The sequence below is a fragment of the Reichenbachiella sp. MALMAid0571 genome, from assembly GCF_040151475.1.
Classification (GTDB): Bacteria; Bacteroidota; Bacteroidia; order Cytophagales; family Cyclobacteriaceae; genus CAXBNB01.
In genome coordinates, this window is sequence record NZ_JBDKWG010000102.1 from 22,074 (window position 1) to 46,468 (window position 24,395).

The following is a 24,395-nucleotide window of genomic DNA, read 5'->3' on the forward strand; positions in this document are numbered from 1 at the left end:
CACAGCAAGGGGGTGGAGTGTGACATATCTAGTCTTGTCTCATTTACTACAATCCTGTGAGGTCAGAATCAATGGTCACGTTTCCTTCTCCTTTATTTACTATGGCCTTAAAATTATCAGAGATTTCTGTGTTATTAGAAGTGTTAAGAATGATCTCTTTGCCAGGAACCTGGTTCTCTAAAAAATTCATTTCACCAGTAGCATTTAAAACATTGCCATAAAAATTAATATGTGTCTTCATGTAATCTGGAACGGCTCCCTTTTTACCATGAAAAAGCATGCCCGAATTTCTCAAGCTTGAGTTCGTAATAGTGAATACATCTACTGGGGTATTCACTTTTACGAAAGGAAGGATTCCATCATGAAGTACATTGATATTATCAAACAACATCTTTTTCTGCTGTGGAATTTCAGCTCCAGGATAATAAGATCGGCTCCAACTACTATTGTCAAAATGGATGGAAAATGTACTACGGGGCTTTTTCAGAAAAATGTCTCTAAAAACCACATTTCTTACTCCTGCGGTGTATTGTACATCATCCTGCATCATCACCCACCTGATGCCGTCCACCACTTTCGTGCCTTCTGTATGCGTTGGTTGGGTTTTCGTTACATAGTTTTTTTTATCTGGCTTGCCATCTGAACCAATTCCATCAACCCGATAAATTCTACCATTACTGACCACTGCATCAGCATTTTGTAATTTCAAGCCTTCTTCCCAATCGATCCATCCACCAGCTAGAATGCGACAGAAATACCCGACGATAGGTTGTCCTTCAAGGGGCAAATCGTAACAGTTTTCTATCACACCATTTTCAATCCAACCTACTTCTGGATTGGAGGTCGCATAGTCGTGAGCATTTAAAGCTAGTGCATCATCCAAGGTCTGAAATACTGCATTCGAAATCCTGAATCGATTTCCTCGTCCAAGATGAATTCCATCTTTATCCCCTCTCAAAATGGTATCATCAATAATCAGGTCTTCGAACGTACAAACATGTACACTGAACTGAACTCCTTCTATATCATAGCATCTAAAACCCTCTATTCTCAAATCCTTTACATAGAAAAAAGCGATTTGACCCCTAAGGCCAAAAATTTTATCGTACCGCTTAACCACTCCATTTACACTTACATGAAGTCCCTTCACCGCAATATGCTCATCCCAAGTTCGGGTCAGCGCACCTTTGTTCAGAAGCACATGGGAAAAGGTTCCTTCTTCATCCACCTTTTGAAGGATCACGCCCTTGCCAAATTCTATCGATGTATTGCTACCAATATAGGATGTACCGGCCACTTTGTAGGTACCTGGCTTGCTGACAATAATGCTTCCTCCCTGATCCAAGGCTTTTTGTAACGCCTTTGCGTTGGCTACTCCTGTGGCATTTGGCGAAAAACCGTAATCCGCAGCATTGGTAAAGCTATCTCCCTGTGCATAGCTTCTAAGAAATGAAAATAGGATGAATGCAAGAAGCATTGTTCTTATATAGGTCTTTGACATCTTGTGGTCTTTAAAAAAATTGTTATTTGATTGATTTGTGATCTCGAACTCAACCATGCAAGTCTGCATCGCAACCTTGCACAAAGCTTTGAAATCAGAGGTCTTGTTTTATGATTGCTTTTAAAATGCCGTGGCATCCTGCCACGGCATTAAGGTAAAATGACCTAATAACCAGTATTTTGCTCCAAGACAGCATCTTTGTTTGCTTCGATCTCACTACTAGGAATCGGCATAAGATTGTAGTGATCAGGTATTGTATATCCGTTTTCAAGGGTCGCAGAGTGATACTTCCGCAGGTACTCTGCCAATTTTCCCATTCTCAACAATGTATTCATACGATACTCCTCAAAATGCAATTCACGAGCTCTTTCATCCAGAATAAGATCTAAGTCAACATCACCAGCAGTCACGGATGTTGCCTGAGCCCTATTTCTAACCGCATTGATATCTGCAGCAGCTGAGCCATTATCACCATTTAGATGGTAAGCTTCCGCTCGTAGCAAATAGGTTTCAGCAAGCCTCATGATATACCAGTCTTTGAAGATTCGTCCGTCGGAATTGTCTTCACCGTCTTGAACTTTATAGGCCTCATGTTTCAGCTCTACATTCTTTTTGAATGATGGCTGATTAATTCTACCACCATTAAAGCGTTCTACTTGTGCTGGATTACAAGTAGCCTCACTCCAGGGCGTTCCAAAAAATGCGCTCTCAGGATTATTCCAGTAGTAAGTCCGCTGAATATTGTACTTGGAATTCCTGATATCATTATTGAAATCGCCATTAAAATTCCAAATCTGGTTTCTCAAATAGTCAGTTGCGCCATTAACTCCTGTAGGTCTTCCCATCAAGGTATCCTTGTACACATTTCTTACACCATTCAGGTCGCTAATCTGACCACCATTCCAGTAAATAGGACCGCCTAAGTGTCTTTCTATTCCAAAATTACCCTCTGTTCGATCGGTGGACGCACCCCCCACTACATCGAACTCAAATTGGCAGTTCCATATGGTTTCTGTATTTCCAGCGGATCTATTGAAGTTTCCTTTTCGGAACATATCCCAGTACACATCTCCCCATGGTTCATCTGGACCGATATAATCATACCCTCTCCATTGAAAATCAGAAAACAGACCAAATCTTGATGTCATCAAAGCGTAATTTCCGCCATCAATCACAGCAGATGCAGCATCAATAGCATCCTGATAATCACCCAGCTGAATGTTGACCTCTGCCAACACGTGATAGGCTGCTGCTTTTGGAGCTCTCCCTCCAGGAACCTGATCGACAGTGTACATATGCTGGGTTGCATACTCCAGATCTGCCTTGCATTGTAGATACACATTTTCTCGTGTTTCTCTGGTATAATCAAATCTTGGAGCCTTGGTTTCCTCCAAAATCAAAGGGGCTCCTCCCCACATGTTCGCAAGCAAACGATAGTAGTGTGCCCTTAAAAATCTGGCTTCCGCCACTATGGCGTCACGATCTTCCTCTGAATCCCAAGTGATATCATCAATTCTATCAATGATGGTATTGGCTTTGAAGATCAATTGGTAAAATGTACCATACCACTTAGATACAAAAGGAGCATCGGCGTTGAAGGTATTCCAATCAAAATATTCATTTGTGAAAACTCCCACAGCATCTTGTCTTGTATATGTTAGATCTAAGTCAGCACCCAATAAGCTATAATTGGAAACATCGTCTGATGAACTGTAGAAATTATTCCTATTGTCGAGATAAATATCCGCCAACGCGGAAACAAAGTTTTGCTCAGTCTTAAAGGCATTGCTTGGGCTGAAAAAGTCTTTTGGATTTTCCGTCAACAACTCATTATGATCACAAGAGACCGCCACAAAACATAGCACTATTATTGAGAAGATATATCTAATATTTTTCATGACCTTTTAATTAAAAGTTAGCTGATAATGAGAGTAAATAGGTTCTGATGGATGGTCTGGCATCATTCGTCAAACCTTGTTCGGTCTCCGGGTCCAGCCCGTCCCAATGCGGCGCATGTAGCCAAAGGTTATCAGCACTCAAGGTGAGTGTAAGCCCATTAATACCAGTTGGCTCAACTAACCTACTAAAGTCATACGAGAGTGCCACTTTTTGAAGCTTGATGAAACTACGATCGTAATATTTCTTACTTCTATAAGCAGCATCTCCATAATCTGGTCTAGGAAATTCCGCCCCTGTATTCGTAGGTGTCCAATAATCATAAATCGGGTGATTGATGTCGGTTCTGTCCACACCAAAATCTTGGTGAGGATTATTCTCTCCAGATAGATACCAGTCTTTCCCTCCCCAAATGGAATACACGTAAGCCATCAATGAGAAATCCTTGTACTTAAACGTGTTAGTCAAACTCCATCTGAAATTAGGGTTTGTATTACCAATGATCTGACGATCATCCTCTGAAGAAATAACTCCATCTCCATTTATATCTTCAATCAAGTAATCTCCTGGCCTTAACCCAGTCATGATATCGCTATCCTCTTCCTGCCACATACCAATAACTCTAGTATCGTAAATAGCACCTAAACTTTTACCGATAAAAAGGTTGGATTGGGGCAAATCATCTTCTTTGCCATCACCATCATTATCTTCACCAAAGATTGTCTCAATTTTATTTCGGTTGATTGAGTAATTAAAATTGCTGGTCCAGGAAAAATCTTTATTGACTATGTTCTGAGAGTTAATAGACAGCTCAAATCCTTTGTTTTTGATTTCACCAATATTGTCTAATACGGTTGCTAACTGACCTACATCCTCAGATTCTGCACCTGATGCGAATGGGACTGGCAACTCAAAAATCAAGTCAGTAGTTGTCGTGCTATAGAAGTCTAACCTACCAGTAACCCGGTTTTTTATCACACCAAAACCAAGTCCAACATTAAGGCCGATCGTTTTTTCCCAACCCAAATCAGCATTTGCAAGGCTGGATATTCCCTGAGTAACTATATAATCATTATTATCTGCGAAAATAACCTTATCGGTAGAAATTCGAGCCAGAGTAGTATATGGATCAATGGATCTGTTACCAACGCTTCCATAAGAAGCAGACAATGCCAGATTGCTTACAGCGTCTAATCCTGACATAAAACTCTCTTCGATAATATTCCAATTTATGCCGATAGATGAAAATAATCCCCATTTATTATTTTCACTGAAGGCAGAGTAACCGTCACGCCGCAAGGTAGCCGTAACACTGTACTTATCATCATAGGTATAGTTAACACGTCCCATCTGTCCAATTGCCGCACTTTCACCTCCACCTGTCTGAACAGATTGATTGGTACCATTCGATAAACCGTATGAACCCAAAGCATAATTATCAAAACCACTAGCTTCCAATTTTTCACTTTGCCAAGTGGTTTGCTCGCGTGAGTAAAGCATCGTCACGTTAATCAAATGCTTATCAGCAAATAAGCGATTAAAGCTGATCAGGTTGTCAAATAACCGATAATAATTGCTACTATAGGATCTATCGCCAGCACCACTATTATCTTCCCCTCTACCAGTAAACTCTCCATAAAATCGATGGTCGGTACCCCATCTGAAATTATTAGAATAGGTTGATGTAAACGAAAGTCCTTCCAACCAAGGAACATCAAACCTTAACTTAAAGGCACCATTCAAACTATTTGATCGATCAAGATGCTCAGTTGCTATTGAATATAACGGACTAGATACAGATGTTGTAGTGTTAGGATATCTAACCGGGTCTCCATTTTCATCATAAATGCTTGCATAAGGACTCATGCGAGTAGCAGCTGTTACTGATGGCTCTGAACCCGAAAAATCTCTCAAACTTGCCGATGTAAGCACTGAAAAGTTGAGCCAATCTGTTAAGTCAGTACTATTATTAATTCTAGCTGTAAATTGCTTAAAATTATCATTGATCACTACCCCCTCTTGACCAGTATATCCCAAAGAAATAAAATAGTTCCCGTGTGCTGTATTATTAGACATACTCACATCAGCACTTCTGAAGTAGCCCTGTCGTATGCCCAGTTTATTGGGATCTGCCACAGTAAACTTATGATCAGGAGTGGCATTATAATTTTTCTGCTCCTCTTCCGTCAAATAGGTATCTATGAGGTTTGGGTCTGCATCTAGGCCTTGGGCTTCTCTGATATCAAGTATATTTTGAAAATAACCATCCGTATAAACCGGATTAGGTTCCAATTGATTGGAAACACCATTCACTAGTTTTAGGTTGAATCGTGGCTTCCCATCCATGCCACCTCCTTTTTTTGTTTCAATGAGGATAACTCCGTTAGCAGACCTTGCACCATATATAGCGGCCGCACTTGCATCTTTCAATACCGTCAGACTTTCTATGTCGCCAGATCGTATATCACCAAGAGAACCATTGTAAATGATACCATCGACCACAACCAATGGAGCATTACTCGCTCCAATCGAGTTTTGACCTCTAACCGTAATCTCAGCCACCTGACCAGCGGAATTAATACCGCTTACGTTCAAGCCTGGAAGTGTTCCTTTCACCGTTTCAATGACATTGTTTACCGGAACTTGATTATAGGTGTCTAAATCTGCAGTTGCGACAGCTCCTGTTACTGCTTGTTTTGAACTAGTACCATAGCCTACAACAACCACTTCTTCTAGAATTCCGTTATCGGACTGCATGTAGACATCAATAACACTCTGGCTTCCAATCACAATATCCTGAGTAAGATACCCTACAAATGAAACTGTAATAGTAGCTCCTTCAGCCAGAACTAGTTTATAATTACCTTCTAAGTCAGTAGTAGAGCCATTTGTCGTACCCTTTTCAACTATCAATGCACCTGGAAGGCCTTTCCCATTTTCATCTAAAATTTTCCCCGAGATTTCTACATCAGCTGCAACTATTTCTATTGCACTATCTAATTTCCCTTTCAGTGGGTTGACATTGATATTGTTGTCAACTTGTCTGAACCTAAGTCTGGCTTCCTTTGATACTTTTAATAAGACCTCTTCTACACTCTTCTGCTTTTCCGAAAGGCTTATCCTTGCTTTGTTTTTAGCTATTGTATTGTAATCGTAGGTAAATTGAAATTGTGTCTTCTCCTCCAACTTTTCAAAAAGCTGTAATACTGATGCTTCCTTAACATCAATATTGATTATTACTTCCTTTACACTGGTTTTTTTTTGAGCTTCAGTATTGCCCGCCATGAGGAGGTTTAGTAATAAGCACTGAGAAAATATACCGACAAAAGATAACTTCATGGCATATATTATTAGTCTTTGTAAATTGATTTTCATAGTTTTGATATGATTAATTGAACATTAATTGATTGCATTGCTGGTGTTTTGCGACATAGAGGCAATGCGATGATCCGGCCGATAACGATTGGGGAATTGTTATCGGTCTTTTTCTTTCTTTAAGTCTGGCATCTATTCATAGGCTTCATTTTTAAATTTTAAAAGGACATTTTTATTGTTGATTTCAAAGTCAAAATTGTTAACAAATCCCATGCTCGTTAGTACATTTTCTAAGCTTTGCTTTTTAAATTGACCTGTATAATTCAACTCTTTTTCCGACGGTGTGATCAACTGTATATCTACACCATACCACCTTTCCAGTTTGGTTTGGATATCTTTCAAATTGGCTTTATGAAAGGATAGTAAGCCATCTTTCCATCCCAGTACTTCATCTGCTTCAAACTCTTGTATGGAAGAAAATGTCTTTGTGTCTTTTTGATAATAAACCTCCTGCCCTGGCAACAAAGCTATTTGTGGTGTCAATTGGCTCAACCACTCACCACTCTTTTCACTAACCCTGACTTTACCTGTAGTCAGGCTTACTATGAGTTTATCCTGCTCAGGAAAACCGGACACATTAAACGAAGTACCCAATGCCTGTACAACTACATTCTGTGATATCACATAAAAGGGTCTTGCAGCATCTTTAGCTATATCAAAAAAAGCCTCACCTTCCAGCCATACCATTCTGGCTGTATCTGAAAACACTTCATGGTAGGACAATTCACTTTCGGCATTTAAATTAATTACCGTACCATCTTTCAAATGGATTTCGGATTTTCTTCCAGCGGTATTGGATTTGGTTATAAGTTGGTTGTCAATATTGTTATTGATTTCTTTATTGGATTGAAAATAAACGACCAGCCCTGAACACACCATAATTAATATGACTGCAGCATACTTCAAATACTCATTTACTCGATTTGATCCTTTAGTTTTTAGGAAAATAGCATTCTTACCATTAATTCTTTCCCATATCTCACTTTTCACTTCATCGTGCTTAAAAATGGTAGTTTTTTTATAGTCTGCAGAGTGCCAGTGATTTTCTATTTTTTCATAAAGAGATTTGTTCTCCTCATTCTCATTGATCCAAACCCTGAGATCCGATTCATCTTTCTTGCTCTGTGTATTTACAAAGTGCCGGGAAATCACCTGATATATATGGTTGTTACTCATAGCGAAATATCTATATCTTGTACCTAAGACCCGAAAAGAAAGGATTTACGTAACGGGTTTTGATTTTTATTTAGAGAAAAAAGAAAACAAAACTTCTGGGAAACAATTTTCTGATTTTGGGGTGGTGTCTTTGATCCTGAAGGTAGGATTTCAATTGTTGGCAAAGCTCCTTTACGGCTAGTTCAAGGTGTTTTTCAACTGTCCTTTTGGAAAGGTTTAACAATTCTGCAACTTCATCCAGAAACAGACCGTCTTCCCTCAAAAGCCTGTAAACCATCTGGCGCTGAGTAGGTAATTGGCTTATGCAGTCTTCGAGAAGTTGGAAAACCTCCAAATCTCCGGGCTCAATATCCAGGATTTCAGATTCTTCAATGATATAATCCTCCACCTGCTCGATACTGTCAAAATTCTCATTCTTTTTACGATCTCTCAGCCAGTTGAGACTCTTGTTCTTTACCGACTGGAATAAATAAGCATTTACACGGTCTATATGTTTTTTTCTGTTCTTGTCTTTTAGCAGGTTATAAATGACATCAGAAACAACTTCTTCTGCTCCCGACGGGATTTTGACATATTGAAGGCTAAAACCAAAAAGCTTAGGATAAAAATGATCAAAAAAATCGCTGAAAGCCTGCGGGTCATTCTCCTCACATATTTTTTTCCAAATACAGTCAACATCTATCATAGTACGCGTATTGTTGAGTATCTAATGCCCTTTATCAAATTTAGCAAACATATTCTGGAGTTGCTATCGCTAAAAAAACTCCTTAATCAAATAGCATCTGGTATATTCTTATCTAAGACACACACACAAAAGCAACACGTAACTGTTTTTATTTTTTTGCAAAAAAAGAATAGCAGATGTATGCTTGAATAGGCTATTCCTTTTTAATCAAACAGCACCAACTGGCAGAGACAAAACCACTTATTGCTCCTGTCTAGTCCACAGACACAGTGATGGGCCAGCCTGTAAATTGTTTGGACTGCCCTGAAGGCACATCTGCATTTCTTGGCCAGCATTCGAATGTGACTTCTTTATCATCTTTGTTGAAACGGATCAAACCATACCCACCTCCCTTTGAAGGGCTTTCAGGATTTACATAAGCCTGCATGGTAATCTTGTTGTTGAACCCATCCAGATATCTACCGGTCCAGGGTAGTATATCATTGTTGTTCTCCCCCGGTTTTTCATCTTCCGGCCACCACCACCTGCTATAATAATTATTGACCAAAGCAGGTACTACAAAAGCCCATGGGCCATCTTCAAATTCATCCGTACCATGATGGATAACGGTTGCCAGATGCTGATCCCCGGCAATATGTACCGCATTGGCTTTTTTGATGGCTTTCAACGCATTGTTCCTTCCTGTTTGTGGCCATCCATTGGAATCCAAATCGGCATGGAGACGGTTTTCTTTCCTGCCATGTAAATGTGCTCCTCCACAAAACCCTGTCGCAGAAAGTACAGCCTTCATGGCCGGGTTCTGATCCTTGCCCCATTCATCCAGAAATTTTTCTTGCCTGCCACCCAACAACTCCAATCCTTCAACATCTATAGATGCGGGATCATAATCAGGGTTTCGGATATGGTCTGGCCTGGGCCCTTGCTGGGGAATCTTTCCTTCTGGTCCTGATTTAAATTTGCGGTCTTCAATGACAGCAAAATCAACATCTCCAACTATGAGGTTGGTATAATAAACACCAATCCCTTGCTTGACAGGCGTAGGGTCGTATGGATCCGGAAGATGTGATGTCTGACACCTTTCCACCATTTTCACATATTCGGGATGGAAAAAATATCCCCCGTCACTACCAGCTCTGCTGGAAGCCTTTTTGCCATATTCACCCCACAGGTTGCCCTGTCCAATGTCATGATCATCGGGAATGGTGACACATGGCCGTTCTCGAAAAATCTCTCTGAACTGCATACCAAATTTTAACCAGGCGGCAGTATGCTCTGTATGGTCATAAGACTGATCTCCACCAAAAAAAATCAAATCCGGGTTTTGGTAATTTATGTTTCTAACATAATTGGCTCTGTCTCCACGGTCTTTATTGCTATTGCAAGACATTGCTGCCAATACAATCTCACTTTTATCCCGAGGGTCTTTCCTTATCAACCCTTCAAAAGTTGCTTCAGTGCCATGAGACAAACGATAGGCTGTATCCTTAGAACTGTCCCAGTTTTCTACCCGAAAAAGAGCAGACCAACCCAGGTCGTTTACCTGTTGTTTTTGGATTTCCTTCCAGCTATTGCCTTCTTTGATTGCGAGCCTTACTTCCCTGCTTTCATTCGGGTATAATGGAAACAATTGAGCAGACAGTTTCAATACATTGTTGGACACGGTGTAAATACCAAAGGCTACCACATCTTTCCTTTCCACTTTCAAATTGACAATTGGATTGTCAGACCTATTCCACCAATCATTAATAGCGAGTGTGTCCACATTGGAGAAAGGTGCCTTAACTGGCGGTTCCATTGTAGCTTGTTGCTTTGGCCCATTGCATGCCACAGCCAAAACAAGCAACATAATAATGCCTAAAAGTTTGTTCATGTTTAATTAGTATTAGCGAGTGAATAAATAAGAAAAAATCAATTTTCAGGCTAATTTGAGGAGTCAACTAATGTTCTGAGGTTTAAATTAATATTTTTTCACCTAAAAGAAAATCGTATAGTGCTTCATTTACCAGAAATTACTTTATTATGGATAATACTTAATCCTTTACCTTTTTTCTGAAGTAAATTACTTCACCCATTTCAACATGACTTCAGCATACCTTTTTCCTAAAATTCTTTGAGCGTTCGAATTAAAGTGTACTCTATCGCCTTTGTCTTCCAAATCAGAAGTTTCAATCACCTCACAAAATTCATCCGAAAGGGAATAAGCTACAATAGATTCATTGATCTTATCCCAACTGGTTTGGTTAACGGCATAAGAACCCAATTTTCCTGCTACTATTGGCAAAGATATATTTCCTGCAATCGTGCGAAACTTACCAAACAGTGTTCTCATATTGTCTTCATACACCTGAATAGCGTTTTCGCTATGAGCATCTGCCTCTCCCTGATGCCAGAGTATTCCTTTTATAATACCAAGGTTTTGAGAAGATTTTAACCTTTGTGTAAAGTTACTAAGAAGGTTTACTCCCCGATGAGTATCATTGTTGATCCATTGTGTAATAGAACTGCCCCCAACCGCCATTGGTATCAGTAATATCGAAACGTTTTCAGGAATGCTTTTCAACATTTCTGTGCCAAAAGAAATACCACAATCCAATCCCGCTCCTGATGGTTCGTAAAAATGTAATGGTTCTTTGGCTACAATAATTTCGTTCTTACTATTAATCGTTAAAATTCTATTATTTGTGAGTTTATCTTTAGGTTCAATAGTAGCTCTGCCAGCCATATTGGATTGCCCTGCCATCATAAAAATCCAAAGGTTCTCTTTTAAAGGTAATTCTAATTCCTTGGTTATAACCGGAATTTGCCCGTCCATATCTTCACCACACCCTATCAGTACTACAAACAAAAGACAAATTTTAAATACTCTACACATTGTTATATGATTAAAATTTCAACTAGTTCTCAGAAAAAAACTGGTATCTCATCAATTGGTCTGATCTTAATATCTCTATAGAATATTTCAGCTCCTTCTGACTGAATTTGAATTTTCCCTTTGGTTAATGGCTCAACTTTTCCGTTGACTATCTGTCCTATATTGAATAAATGCATGTTCTTTTTTCCATTTATCAAATGGACACTTTCTCTCATGTAAGCATAAATATCAAGACGATTCCATTCGCCTTTTTCTTTTTCATTGTCAATTGATTTCTGACAAAATCTATCTCCTCTCATATCAATTGTCTGAAAAGGTGCTTGTGGATAGTATTTAAACTTTTTGTTCTTTAACTGTATGGTCTTCACTTGAGCAGTGGTAGAATCGACACACCATAAATCCCCAACATCTCCTTCCTGAACCTGACATTCTACTGATCGCATCCAGACTCCACCCCGTACACCTTCCTTTCCGACAGAATGATAAAGTATTCCACTGTCTCGCTTGCTGTTCTCTCGTGGTGGATACCTCTTCTCCCCCCACTTAAACTCCATAGTCAAATGATAATTTTCATATTCCTGATCTGTTACCAAAATACCAAAGGTCTCCCCGGAAATACGAATGGCTGGCGCACCATCATTTTGTACTACTGTAAAAACATTTAAAGGATCTTTATTCAATCCAATCGGCTCTACATATTTGCCATCCTCCATTTTTAATCCTTCCACTTTGGACGTAGGTTCTGGTTTTCTCTGGTAGGTGTACCAACCCTTCAAATTCTTTCCATTAAACAGCTCTTTAAATTCTGAAGTAGTGGAGCGAAGAGAATCATACGAGCTCAACAAGCATATAATCAGTAAAGAAACTACAACTATTAGGTTGAATGTGAACTTTTTTGAATTACCCATTTTACTAACAAGCATTAATTTGCAAATACTTCTATGATCTTGTCATTAGGCAATTTTCCAATTGGCTTACCCAAATAAAACCCATTCCCCTGATCGGTAAATTTAAGAGACTTAGAAAGTGGAAAGCCTGCCCCTGAATACAGTACTATCGGGCCAGACTCTTTTAGCTGGATTGATATCTGATTGGCTGAAGTATTCAATATTTCAACCGTACTTGGTGACAAATACTTATCAGGTCTTCCAACAACCGCCCATTGATTTACAATCGGACATAACAAGTATAGCTTATGACCAAATCCATCAATATCCACCTCAAAACCCTCATTTTCAAGTACTTCTCCCTTTTGTGCTTTCCAATCGTAGATAACCAATCCTTCTTTTGGAACATCCCACAACCCATCGAAGGGCTGCATCATAGCAGGAGAGTAAGTATAGTCTTTCGAGATAATTTTGGTTGTTAATTGTCCTTCTGAAGTTACACTCAGGTTATATGTAGCTATTGCACATGAATTATTCTTAAGTGGAGAAATTACTTTATATAGCTTTTCATTTTCATATAAGGCATCATTGAAGATGCTCTCAGGTAATGGCACTCCTGGGGCTTCCGGTCTGATTAACAACCCATCTTCATAGCACAATGGCAAAATAACATCTTTGTTAAAATCTGCGGGATCGTCTGATAAATAGATTGGCCCTCCTGACATGGCTTTGGTTACAGACATGGTTTCCCCTACTTCCAGGTCAGACGAATGAAACATGTCATGGTCCGGCCATAGGGTTTGTCCAAGCCAGACAACATTGAATACTGATTGCAGAATTTGAGATTTCGAGGTAGCAATATTATGCTTTTGGTAGTCGGGGCTGGTTCTCATGGTAGCACTGTTGGTGGCATTCAACATGCCAATAGTATTTTGTGCACTACAGTTCATTAAGCCCAATTGATGCTCAGCACAAGCCTTTTCCAGAGAAAGCACATTGTTTTTCTGAGCCCTTGCGGCATTGGCAGTGCCATAGTATTCTATTGTGGAGCGGGAAACATTATCAGTTTTGATAAAGTCAAAACCAAAATCCTTAACCATTCTCATAAATTCCATATAAAACTTCTCACTGTCTTCTATGTTATCTTTTGGAATCAGAGCATCTGCTTTTGCTGATGATTCGCTTAAGTATTGGTTGTCTTTTGGGAGTTTGTTGATGTTTTTATCAGGCTGTGGCATTAGATACGGAGCTAAATTTGACATATCATGCTCTGATGACACGCCTCCCCAATGCATCAAAAGTGTATGCCATATCCCTATCCATTTTACTTTATCTTCTTTTTTTCTTGCAATGACAGGCTTCCATCCATTTGGAAATCTGGTACTATCTGGCTTCATTGAAACCATCTTATCTCCTTTTGCGGCAGTTTGATGTCCGTCATCAATAAGAACCCAACGCACCGGAATGTTAGATGCTTCAATTCGATCAAAAGCGTTTGTCATTACTTCTTCACTGATGCCCTTATGATATTGCTCCCAGGTGCACCATCCAAGGTATTTCATAGCTTCAGGGTATTCCTTTTGTTCTCTTAAGCTTGCTTTTCCCTTATAGAGCTTGCTTTCTGTTACGTCCTGCCATATTTGAGCCATAGAGCCATATATGTTATCATCAACAGCCCATGCTATCAGGGGCACTTCTGTCTTGGCTGGAACAGGGTCAGTCCCCAAAGTACCATAGTCAACGATCAGTTTTCCGTCATCCATAGTTTCCAACCAGCTTACCGATGCTTCTCCCGACAGTGGCATAATACTCAGGTATTTGCCATTCGCAAGTGCAAAGATCATGAGCATGGCTCTCCTATTGGGAGAAGGAATGCGGGGTGGAGTTGGTGTTTTTTTATTAAATATGGAATTAAGGTCATTTTTACCAACCCAGGGAAACATCCTGTTACTCGCCCCAATCCAACGAAACTGATTAGAATCTGCTGCTATATGACAATATTTTTCGAACTCAGGTAGAATGATTTGCCTTCTTGTTGAACCTGCATCGGGTGACGCAAGACTGACTAAATTGGAGGTTTTATCTGCACTTATATTGATTGCATTTTCCTTAACAATTTCCGGTTGAGCTTTGTTTTTATTGGAACAAGATGTGGCCCCAAAGGAAAGAATAGTTCCAAAAAATAATATCGGCAAACCCCATTTTTTAATGCTACCCATTTTCAATAGTTTCTTTTAGTTTGATGTTTTAATAAAAATAAACACAACCACTTTCCAAATAATGGAAGGAAAGCGATTGTGTTTGTAGTCTTTTCCTTGTTATTAAGGCTTTTGTTGTAATGGATCAGTAAGCGGTTCAATATTATTTTCCGACCCAGGATAACCGGGAGTCTGATTAATATATCCCAAAGAATTTGCCCGAATATGTGTCTCTTTGATTGGCCAATAAACATGGTATGGCAACATACGATAGATATTTGAGCCCTGAAGAATCTCCTCCTCATAAAAATGGTTTCTTGACATTACCCGATCATAAAACCAGTTATTGGTAGTCATATTTTCGAGCGTATAACCATCTCTACCTAATTGAGCCATAATATAAGCTACCCTGGTTAATTCTGTTTTTCTTGGTGTTTCAAGGTACAGCTCCCTTGCTCTCTCGTCAAAAATGTAATCAATATCCACTGAAGCAACAAGGTTTGCCTGGGCTCTTGTCCGAACAGCATTGACATCTGTAGTGGCATTGGGAATATCATTTTTCCACCAATAGGCTTCTGCCCTTAATAAATAGAGCTCTGCCAGGCGATAAATATATTCATCACTTGATGATCTGTCTGGCCTTGTATTTCCGGTTTCATCGATATAAACAGTCTTATTGTATGCAATTGGATACCATTGACGCATATCCGTTACGAAATCCGGATCAAATGGCTGGCCGTAATAGGCTGATTTTGGATCATTATACACATACCTTTCCATGCCAAACCAGTTATTTTGTGAATACCTCAGGTCATTTGGATCTTCTAATCTTAAGTCTCTAAAAAATTGGCTGGGAACTACACGACCTACTCCCCTACCCAGTTGTTGAATCATATTTAATCCTGTTCCAAAGTCCTGATCCGTACATGCTCTCACTCCATTTGGGTCTCTGGCTTGCCACCATACCGGGCCAGTATCGCGCATCTTCGCTACACCAGCATCACCAGTATTGCCTATGACGTTAAACTGATCCTGGACTACCAGTATTTTCTCCGTGTTTTCCGGTAAGCTTTTATTGTTTTTCTGATGTAAATCCCATAGTACATCGAAACCATTTGGATCCAGAAAGGGAAAGGTTAGAAACTCAGACTCTGTGGTACCAAATCGAGAGGTCATTAAAGCATACTTACCGCCATCAATCACTTTTGAGGCTTCTGTAATGGCATTATCAAATTCACGAAGAGACAGATAGCATTTGGTTAATAAAAATGATCCTGCTGCCTGATTTACATCCCCGGGTTGTACATCCTCTGGTAAATGCTGAACAGCAAATTCCATATCATCAGTGATCTGTTGCAGAATAGCTTCCCTTGAATGCGTATAAAAATCCAGCTTTGGAGAAGTGACTTCTTCAGCAATGAATGGAACATCCCCAAATTGGTGCACCAATCTATAGTACCAGTAAGATCGATGAAAATAGGCTTTTGCCAATGCTTCATTCAGATCAACTTCTGATAAGTCGATGACTGGTGCCCTGGAGATAATTAGATTAGCATCCTTGATACTTAAATAAGCTAATTTCCAATACTCGATGGGTTCTCCATCTTCTGTAGAATTTGGTGTCATTTGTAGCTCCAGATTATGGAGAACATTTGCCGGGGGAGCGCCATTCACTGTCATATCCGAGTAGTTCCATTCACCATGGATATAATTTTGCTCAAGCTGTCCTTTTTCAGTCCTAAGGTTTCTGTTTAAGCTGGTAACTACCGCATCAATCCCTGCTTTATCAACTATGGTATTTTCTGGTGAGAAAAAGGATTTTGGATCTGGCTCCAACCATTCTTCAGAGCAACCTGAAGCTATTAACAGTAAAGCAAAAAGTATATATATAAATGATTTCATTTTCTTTTCATTTTTAGGTTAAAAACTAAGATCAATACCTAAAGTGTATATAAGTGGAGTTGGTTGACTCGTCTCAACATCCCAATTGTACTTCCATGCAGAAAAGCCTGGAAGGTTCTGTATGTTGGCATAAATTCGAAGTTTTTGAACTTCAATTTTCTGTAAAATGGATTGAGGAAAAGTGTACCCAACTGTTATATTCTGAACCCTAACAAAAGATTTATTTAACCAGTAATTGGTTCCGGGACTCGAATTCTTTGATGAAAGTCGGGCCCATTCATTCGTCGGATTATCAGGTGTCCAATAAGGTGTTTTGATTTTATTGAGCCTCTGCTGTTGCACTCTGTAGTTAAATCGCTCATTGTTTTTTCCCTTATAGTCTAAAAAGGAGTTCATCAGGATTGAGAAATCAAAATTCCCTAAAAAGAAATCATTTCGAAGGCTAATTCTGTATCTGGGGTCTGTATATCCAAGAAATACCTGATCATCAAAATTTATCACTCCATCTTCGTTCACATCCTGGATCTTAAAATCGCCAGGTTCCCGGCCATAGATCAAGGCTTCATCCACCTCATCTGATTGCCAAACACCAATGATATTGTAATCGAAGATTTCATCCACCGCATGACCTATGTACCAGTTATTAGCAATATCATCTTCTTCTCTTTGACCAATCACATTACCATTATCATCCAGCACATCCACCATATCCCCATAGAGATGCGTGATCTTATTGCGATTCATCCAAAATGAGAGTGTTGAACGCCAACTAAATTTTCCCTGATCTATGTTGACACTATTTAATACCAATTCCAAACCTTGATTTTGTACTTCTCCAAGATTTGCAAAAACAGAGCTATATCCTGTAAGAATAGGCAAAGTTCTTTCCAGAAGCAGATCATTAGTAATAGACTTATAAACATCCAGACTACCATTGATTCTCGAGTTGAAAATACCAAAATCAACCCCTATATTATAGGATTCAGTTGATTCCCATTTGAGATCATTATTAGCCAGATCACTTGCTCGAACGCCAAACACAGAAGATTGATCATAGATGTATGAAACGGCTTGTAACCTTGATAAGGCTGAATAGATTCCGATTTCCCGGTTTCCATTTCTACCCCAGGACAGTCTGAGTTTTAGATTATCAAACAGATCAGAATTTTGTAAAAATGCTTCATCTGATATCCTCCAGGCTAAAGATGCTGCAGGGAAATAAGCTCTGGGATTTGACTTACCAAAAGCAGAATAGCCGTCTCTCCTCAATGTCAAGGTCAGATAATAGCGATCCATCAAACCATAGTTAAGTCGACCCATCATGGCATCTGCTGTGTAGCGGGTATCATTTGCACTGATAACAGGATTCTCACCTATGGTCAAGTTGTGATAGCTCAGCTTATCATTAGGTGAAAAATTGCTGTTAGACTGCTCGCTTTCCCAGGTTTTACCCTCTTCTACGTTATACAAAAAGGTGAAATCAAAATTGTGAATATCGCTAATGGTTTTATTCCATTTGATGATATTGTCCACCATCCATCTTTGATTTAAGTATTCGTTTCTGGATCCATTGTCTCCTCCAGATCCAAGAGACATAATTACAGGTTGAAACCTGTAGTCCTGTGTATTAAGTAATCTATTGGTCCAATTAACACGATAGGAAAAACCCAGAGGAAGATTCACTTTGGCATAAATATTTGAAAACACTTCCCTGTTTTTCCTGTAATTGTCTCTGTACTTATACAGTAGCGGATTACCTGCCAGAGTCTCATCATAAGGTAAATGTTTTATAGAACCATCATCGTAGTACAGGGAACCAAAAGGGCTTTGTTTATCTAAATTTTCGTCATCAGGGGGAAGGTTGGTAGGATCATTTTCACTATTTGCCTGCATATTGATCCCTACAGAGATAGCATTATTAACCTTGGCCTCAAAATTTAGCCTTCCTCTCAAACTTTCGTATGTTCTATAATAAGAAATGCCTTCATTATTGACATAGCCAAGAGAGGTGTAGTATGAAAAATCATCAGTCTTTCCCGATAAGCTTATCGTATTGTTTGACCTAAGACCGGTTTGGAAAATGATATCCTCCCAGTCAAGCATATTACCTGCTTTGTAGTTATCAATCTCAATTTGTTCCGCTTGTAGTCGGCCTAGCCAAATATTTTCTGCTGGAGTAGATGTGCCCGATAATCCATCATAGTCCAGCCAGTCATTCAGTGTAACTCCTGCTGGCAGGTTATCGGGATTTTGAAAGTATCCCACAGGACGCCCTGGTTCTAACCTCTCATACACATCAGCCCTATAGTCAAAATATTCATCAGGACCATAACTCTCCTCAATGATTCCTGCATGGTTCAGACCAAAATTGCTCCGGATATTAATTGTCGGTTTTCCGGTACTTCCCTTTTTCGTTGTAATAATCACAACACCCGCTGCTGCCCTGGATCCATAGACTGCCGCAGCACTGGCATCTTTCAACACATTGACACTGGCTACATCAGCAGGATTGATGCTTGATAAGTCTCCTTGAAAAATAACATCGTCTACCACGATTAAAGGAGAGTTTGATGCTCCTAATGAGGTTCTACCTCTGACTAGAATATCAGAGCTTCCTTCTGCGTTGGTGCTCAAACCAACATTAAGCCCTGGTAAAGCGGACCGCATTAACTCAGTGATATTATTGGCAGCCTGCCTGTCAAGCGCTTTTTCGTCAAAACTTACGACGGAACCTGTAACATCTTTTTTCTCAACAGTTCCATATCCGATCACAACTACCTCTTCCAACTGCTCAGCATCTACCGACATTTGTATGTCTATAACACTTCTTCCAGCCATAGATACTTCCTGTGTCTTATAGCCTACAAAGGATATAGTCAAAACAGATTGTTCCGGTACAGTCAATTTATAATTGCCATCAATATCTGTGGTAGTACCTGAAGAAGTTCCTTTTACAACTACAGAAGCCCCGGGCAAGCCTTGGCCATTTTCATCTGTAATTTTTCCGGAAATCTCTATATCCTCCAATAGTTGGACAGATAGTGCTTCCTCTTCGATACTTTGGTTTTTACGAAAATTAACAACACTAACGTCCTTGTTTACCTGCCTGAACTTGACGTCAGCTTGTCTGGATATTTCGATTAGCAAGTCGCTTACTTTCATATTTCCAGACGGTATGAAAATATTTTTTTTTAGTTTGCTACCTAATTCGACCTGATCATAATGAATATTGAAATCAGTTAACTTTTCGACTGTCTTAAATAAATCCTTTACATTCAAATTTTTCGATTTAATGGCAATGTCCACTTCTTTTACACTAACCGCTTTTTGTGCGTTTATATTAGATGCCAATAGCAAGTTCATTAGTAAAACTTGCACAAATACCCCGTAGACAAAGTACTTAGAAAGCATAATAATTGTTTGTATAGCTTTTAATTTCATATTTTTGTACTGTTAAGAGTTGAAAATCTTTTAACTTTTTTTGGGTAGGAGTCTCATTCCCCAATGTTTATCATACCCGAAAGAAACTGAGCCGGTAACCTTGTTATCGGCTTTTTTTATAGTGCTAAGTGCTATTCATGATTTGCATAGTTTTTTTATTAAAAAATAATAGTGATCGTTTTATTATCAATTTTATAATTAAAACCTTTTACATGACCCATTGTTGAGAGTACATTCTCTAAAGATTCGTTTTGAAATCTTCCGCTGTAGTTCCAATCGCCTGCTTTCTGCTTATTTTGAATTTGTATTTTCACTCCATACCACCTTTCCAGTTCTTGTACCACCGTTGGTAGTCCTACTCTATCCAATACTATGATTCCCTGCTTCCACCCCATCTCCTTTTCAAAATCAAAATCTTTCGATATGAGGTTTTCTTTGTTTGAATCATATTCGGCTCCCATTCCTGGATTAAGAATCAGCCCATTGGCCTTAGCAGACAAGTATTCCACACCAACTTTTCCTGTCATCAAAAGCACTTTTACCAATGGATCATCTGAATAGGCTTTCACATTGAAAGATGTACCCAAAGCTGTAGTTGAGATTCCTTTGGTGACCACAGAAAAGGGTTTTGTCTTATCTTCTGCAACATCAAAAAATGCTTCGCCAGACAAATGAACTATTCTCTTACTATTTTCAACATCGTCTATATACTTTAATTTACTTGCAGCATTTAAATTGACCTTTGTCCCATCAGGCAACTCGAAAGTTGTTTTTCTTCCGTTAGGATTACTTTTTTCTACAGTCGTTATCTGAAGTTGGTCAGTCTCTTGCTGATTTACTATGTGTATGTGATAGGCTGTCCAGGCCAGTCCAACTGCCATAATAAGAATAGCTGCATACTTAAGCCATGATTGTAAATGAATGGCCTTGGATTCTTTGTGATGTGGTTTGCCAAAATCCTTATTTTTCATTGATCCGGTTTCTTCGATTCTTGCTTTTAGTTTTTCAAAAGATTCTGCAGAAGAAGTGTCAAAAGGCTGCTCTATAAAATAATTTCTGATTATTTTGAAAATAAGGTAATTGGACTTTTTGCTTTCTGTCCATTGTGCTATTTCTTTAGAATCATCATTTTCAGGAGAACCACCTAAATCTCTGGCAATGACATTATATATTTCCTCTTTTTCCATTAGAATTCTTGCGTTTCAAATGGTGGACGAAATCCATTAAAAAATCCCCCAAAGGATTTTAATATTTATTGAAATATTTTTTTATAGCCTCAAATAGTTCGCCTAAACAAGCTTTTTTATCTCCAGATTTAAAACAGCTATTTTAATAGTTCTGGTTTGTTTGCAACCATCAATAAACTTAATAGGAGTGTGAACTCACTTATTGAACAAGAAAACCAATTGAATGAATGAAATAAGAGTATTTTGAAGTGGCCTTGATAAATAATGATAACAATGTGAACTACGCATTACCTTCACACTGAAATAAGCATACACAAAAAAATGATGACTTTAAGAGTTTTTTGATTCTGATAGGGGTTATCTTTCAAATAAGATTCTAACATCAACGCCATTTTTTTGACAGCTATCCCCAATTGGTTTTCAACTGTCTTGGGGCTTATCCCGAGTTTCTTTGCTGTTTCTTTGTGGGAAAGCCCCTCAAATTTGATCAAGCGAAAGATTTCGGCACATTTTGGCGGAAGATCCGAAACAGCCATATCAATCCTACCACTTAGTTCCTCAAAAAGATAAATATCTTCCGGGGAAATCTTTACTTCCAGATTATTTAGTTCTTCTATTTCAACAAAATGATTTTTGGAAGATTTTCTGTAGTAATCGAGGGTTCTATTCTTTACCGTCACATACAAAAAGGACTCAATACTCTTTATTTGATCACATTCCCTTCTTTTGTTCCACAACTCAAAAAAGACATCTTCGACTATCTCTTCAGCCACTTCCTTATTCCTGGCTATTGCCAAAGATACGGCCAAAAGCCATTTATAAAATCTATAGTAGAGCTGTTCGAAAGCACTTTGGTTTCCAATTTTGATGCCTTCCAATAATTCCCCGATAGAACTACCACTCAACTTTTTTATGCTCATGGACATTAATCCAGCAAATAAAAGGTATTTCCAACGAAACTGAAAAGGGAATGATGATTATAGATTGGAATGATAATTAGTCACAATGCTTTTTTGAAGAGGTTTTGAAATAGTATTGGCAAAATGCATTTCCCGTGACCGTCCGAAACTTATTAAACAGCGTTTTCATATTTATCTTCATACACCTGAATAGCGTTTTCGCTATGAGCACCTGCTTCTCCCTGATGCCAGAGTATTCCTTTTAATATTCCATCTTTCAAAGATGGTTGTCGTTGCTTGAAGTTTGACTCCTCTATGAATATTATCATGAATCCATTCCTTACCCAAATCATACACAAGTATGAATAAAGTGTTAGAATTGACCATCCAGGGTTTACTAAGAAGTTAATAATTTGTAATTCACAGGTTTGTGAATGATCATTCTGTTGGCCAGATTATTAAACCTGATATCTTTTGATACAGCCAATATTTATTAAGATAACCTTGTAAATGCTTTATGCTGACATGGTAGTGAATATCCCTGATTCATCCTTTCGATTAAATACCTTGGCATTTACTTCTTACTGACATAAAAGGACTTGGAATTGTTCACAGCCAATTTAGCACTTTTTAATGTGACTATTCTGTTGAAGGTCGTTTGTTTCAGGCACTATAAAATTCTATTTAATAAACCACAGACTCATTTACTTTTAGTTGTAAATGAGTCTGTGGTCAAAACATATCTCGTATATCTCAGTACTTCCCCTCAGTAAGTACCTTTTTTTTAATTAAATCAGCCTAAAAACTAATATCCATTTGAAGTCAACTCTGGATTTCTATCTCTAACTCTGGTTGCCAATGGTAGTAGCATGTGCTTCTCTTGGTAGGTAGCACCAAATGGATTGGTATGTCCGATAACTTCTACAAAAGTTACTTCTCCCGGATTGGAGGCTTCTGTTACAGGAAATAATCGTGTTCTTTGAATATCAGACCAGGTTTTAAAAATTAAGGGCAACTCTCGTAACCTTTCTTTCCATACTTCCTGTACAAACTGTGCTTTTGATAAACCAGCTAATTCAGATTCAATTTGGCTCCTATCCGTTTGCCAGTAACCCCTACTTCTAACATCGGCCAAGTATTGGACTGCCTCGCTGGTAACTCCCTCTGTCTGTGCTATTGCCTCAGCAGCAATTAATAGTATTTCTGAATAAACATTTATTTCTATGTCCTTTGCCCCCCTTGCTGTTTCGAACAACGCTTCTTCATTGTACCATTTATAAGGTGCCCATAGGCCATTAAAATCGTAAGTAACCCCATTTCGGTCAATCGAATTATACCATATTTGGCGGTTCTGCCCCCTAATATCCACACTCGGGTCATAGACCTTTAAAAATTCATCAAGTGGACGGTAAACAATCCATACATCTCCCAAAATCCCAGGAACACCGGCAGATTTAGGTATTGAAAGCTGTGGGTAACTAATGGGTTTTAATAGTTCATCGGCCTCCACTGAAAAAATATACTCACTCTCGACCTCAGAAGTACGCATCTTGCTAAATGCACTTTCTTCCACGGTATTGCCATTTTCAATAAGACCGTATTGATTACTATTGATAATAATCCGTGCTGCATCAGCCGCTTTACCATAACTCTCTGTACCTCCCTCAAGCGGAAATCCAGCTTTTTGGAGTTGAACATTTGCAAGGGTAGCGGCCACAGCACCTCTGGTTATCCTATACCCGTTCATTGAAAACAAGACATCTGGCAAGCCCCCATTTTCCAATGCCCATTCAAGGTCCTCTATAATCAGATCATACACGGATTCTGCCTCAGTGCGATTCACATAGATATTTTCCAGACTTTCAAAAGGCTCCACTACAAGCGGTACATCGCCAAAATCTCTAACTAAAGCAAAATAATTGAACGCCCTGAAAAATTTTGCTTCCGCCAGCAATCTATTTGCCTCTGATTGTGAAAGGGCTTCCACTTCAGGAATATATTTTAAGGCAACATTAGCCTTTGCAATGGCATCATACGCATCTCTCCAGTAGAAAAACAGGTATTCATCCAAATTATCAGGGCCAAGTGTTAAATGATTAGCTTCAAAAGGCCCGGGGCGTTCAGTGCGTTCATTTTCAAAAAGGCCAGACATATATCCACCTATCATTGCATTGATCTGAAAATCACCACTAACGTATCTTGCTATCACACCTATCCCGTAAAGCGAGTTTACAACACCTCGTACATCATCGGGTTCATTAAAAAATTGATTGACAGCAACTTGGTTTTTAGGTGCTTCTTCAAGAAACTCATTGCAAGAAAAAACAGTCAGAAGAAAAACAACTGACATTACTGTTTTTAATATTTTTTTCATGA

Annotated in this window: 15 protein-coding genes; all 15 read right to left on the reverse strand. The window is 38.9% G+C overall.

What is annotated here, in order from left to right; all coding sequences use genetic code 11:
- Positions 1-46: 46 nt before the first annotated feature.
- Positions 47-1,501 (reverse strand): glycoside hydrolase family protein, encoded by a 1,455-nt coding sequence (locus AAOP42_RS04635; protein WP_349527293.1) that lies wholly within the window; start codon positions 1,499-1,501, stop codon positions 47-49.
- Between the two features lie 164 nt (positions 1,502-1,665).
- A complete protein-coding gene (locus AAOP42_RS04640; protein ID WP_349527294.1) occupies positions 1,666-3,399 on the reverse strand; it encodes a RagB/SusD family nutrient uptake outer membrane protein in 1,734 nt (577 codons plus the stop codon).
- 10 nt (positions 3,400-3,409) lie between these two features.
- A complete protein-coding gene (locus AAOP42_RS04645; RefSeq protein ID WP_349527295.1) occupies positions 3,410-6,772 on the reverse strand; it encodes a SusC/RagA family TonB-linked outer membrane protein in 3,363 nt (1,120 codons plus the stop codon).
- A gap of 132 nt (positions 6,773-6,904) precedes the next feature.
- The gene (locus AAOP42_RS04650) at positions 6,905-7,948 is read right to left on the reverse strand and encodes a FecR family protein (protein ID WP_349527296.1); all 1,044 of its coding nucleotides are present in this window, start codon (positions 7,946-7,948) and stop codon (positions 6,905-6,907) included.
- Positions 7,949-8,018: 70 nt separating this feature from the next.
- Entirely contained in the window at positions 8,019-8,633 is a 615-nt protein-coding gene (locus AAOP42_RS04655; protein ID WP_349527297.1) for a sigma-70 family RNA polymerase sigma factor, read from the reverse strand.
- Positions 8,634-8,886: 253 nt separating this feature from the next.
- A complete protein-coding gene (locus tag AAOP42_RS04660; RefSeq protein WP_349527298.1) occupies positions 8,887-10,503 on the reverse strand; it encodes a metallophosphoesterase family protein in 1,617 nt (538 codons plus the stop codon).
- Positions 10,504-10,692: 189 nt separating this feature from the next.
- A complete protein-coding gene (locus AAOP42_RS04665; RefSeq protein ID WP_349527299.1) occupies positions 10,693-11,505 on the reverse strand; it encodes a sialate O-acetylesterase in 813 nt (270 codons plus the stop codon).
- A 29-nt stretch (positions 11,506-11,534) separates the two neighbouring features.
- Positions 11,535-12,413, reverse strand: coding sequence for a 3-keto-disaccharide hydrolase (locus tag AAOP42_RS04670; RefSeq protein ID WP_349527300.1), 879 nt, complete (start codon positions 12,411-12,413; stop codon positions 11,535-11,537).
- 14 nt (positions 12,414-12,427) lie between these two features.
- On the reverse strand, positions 12,428-14,611 hold the full coding sequence (locus AAOP42_RS04675) for a Sip1-related alpha-galactosidase (RefSeq protein WP_349527301.1): 2,184 nt from the start codon (positions 14,609-14,611) through the stop codon (positions 12,428-12,430).
- A gap of 102 nt (positions 14,612-14,713) precedes the next feature.
- Complete coding sequence (locus AAOP42_RS04680; protein WP_349527302.1) at positions 14,714-16,492, reverse strand: RagB/SusD family nutrient uptake outer membrane protein; 1,779 nt, start codon at positions 16,490-16,492, stop codon at positions 14,714-14,716.
- An 18-nt stretch (positions 16,493-16,510) separates the two neighbouring features.
- Complete coding sequence (locus tag AAOP42_RS04685; protein ID WP_349527303.1) at positions 16,511-19,855, reverse strand: SusC/RagA family TonB-linked outer membrane protein; 3,345 nt, start codon at positions 19,853-19,855, stop codon at positions 16,511-16,513.
- A gap of 236 nt (positions 19,856-20,091) precedes the next feature.
- Positions 20,092-21,120 (reverse strand): FecR family protein, encoded by a 1,029-nt coding sequence (locus tag AAOP42_RS04690; protein ID WP_349527304.1) that lies wholly within the window; start codon positions 21,118-21,120, stop codon positions 20,092-20,094.
- A 293-nt stretch (positions 21,121-21,413) separates the two neighbouring features.
- Positions 21,414-22,040, reverse strand: coding sequence for an RNA polymerase sigma factor (locus AAOP42_RS04695; protein ID WP_349527305.1), 627 nt, complete (start codon positions 22,038-22,040; stop codon positions 21,414-21,416).
- A gap of 152 nt (positions 22,041-22,192) precedes the next feature.
- Positions 22,193-22,348: a sialate O-acetylesterase gene (locus AAOP42_RS04700; RefSeq protein ID WP_349527306.1), complete on the reverse strand. Its 156-nt coding sequence runs from the start codon at positions 22,346-22,348 to the stop codon at positions 22,193-22,195.
- 476 nt (positions 22,349-22,824) lie between these two features.
- Positions 22,825-24,393: a RagB/SusD family nutrient uptake outer membrane protein gene (locus AAOP42_RS04705; RefSeq protein ID WP_349527307.1), complete on the reverse strand. Its 1,569-nt coding sequence runs from the start codon at positions 24,391-24,393 to the stop codon at positions 22,825-22,827.
- Positions 24,394-24,395 lie beyond the last annotated feature (2 nt).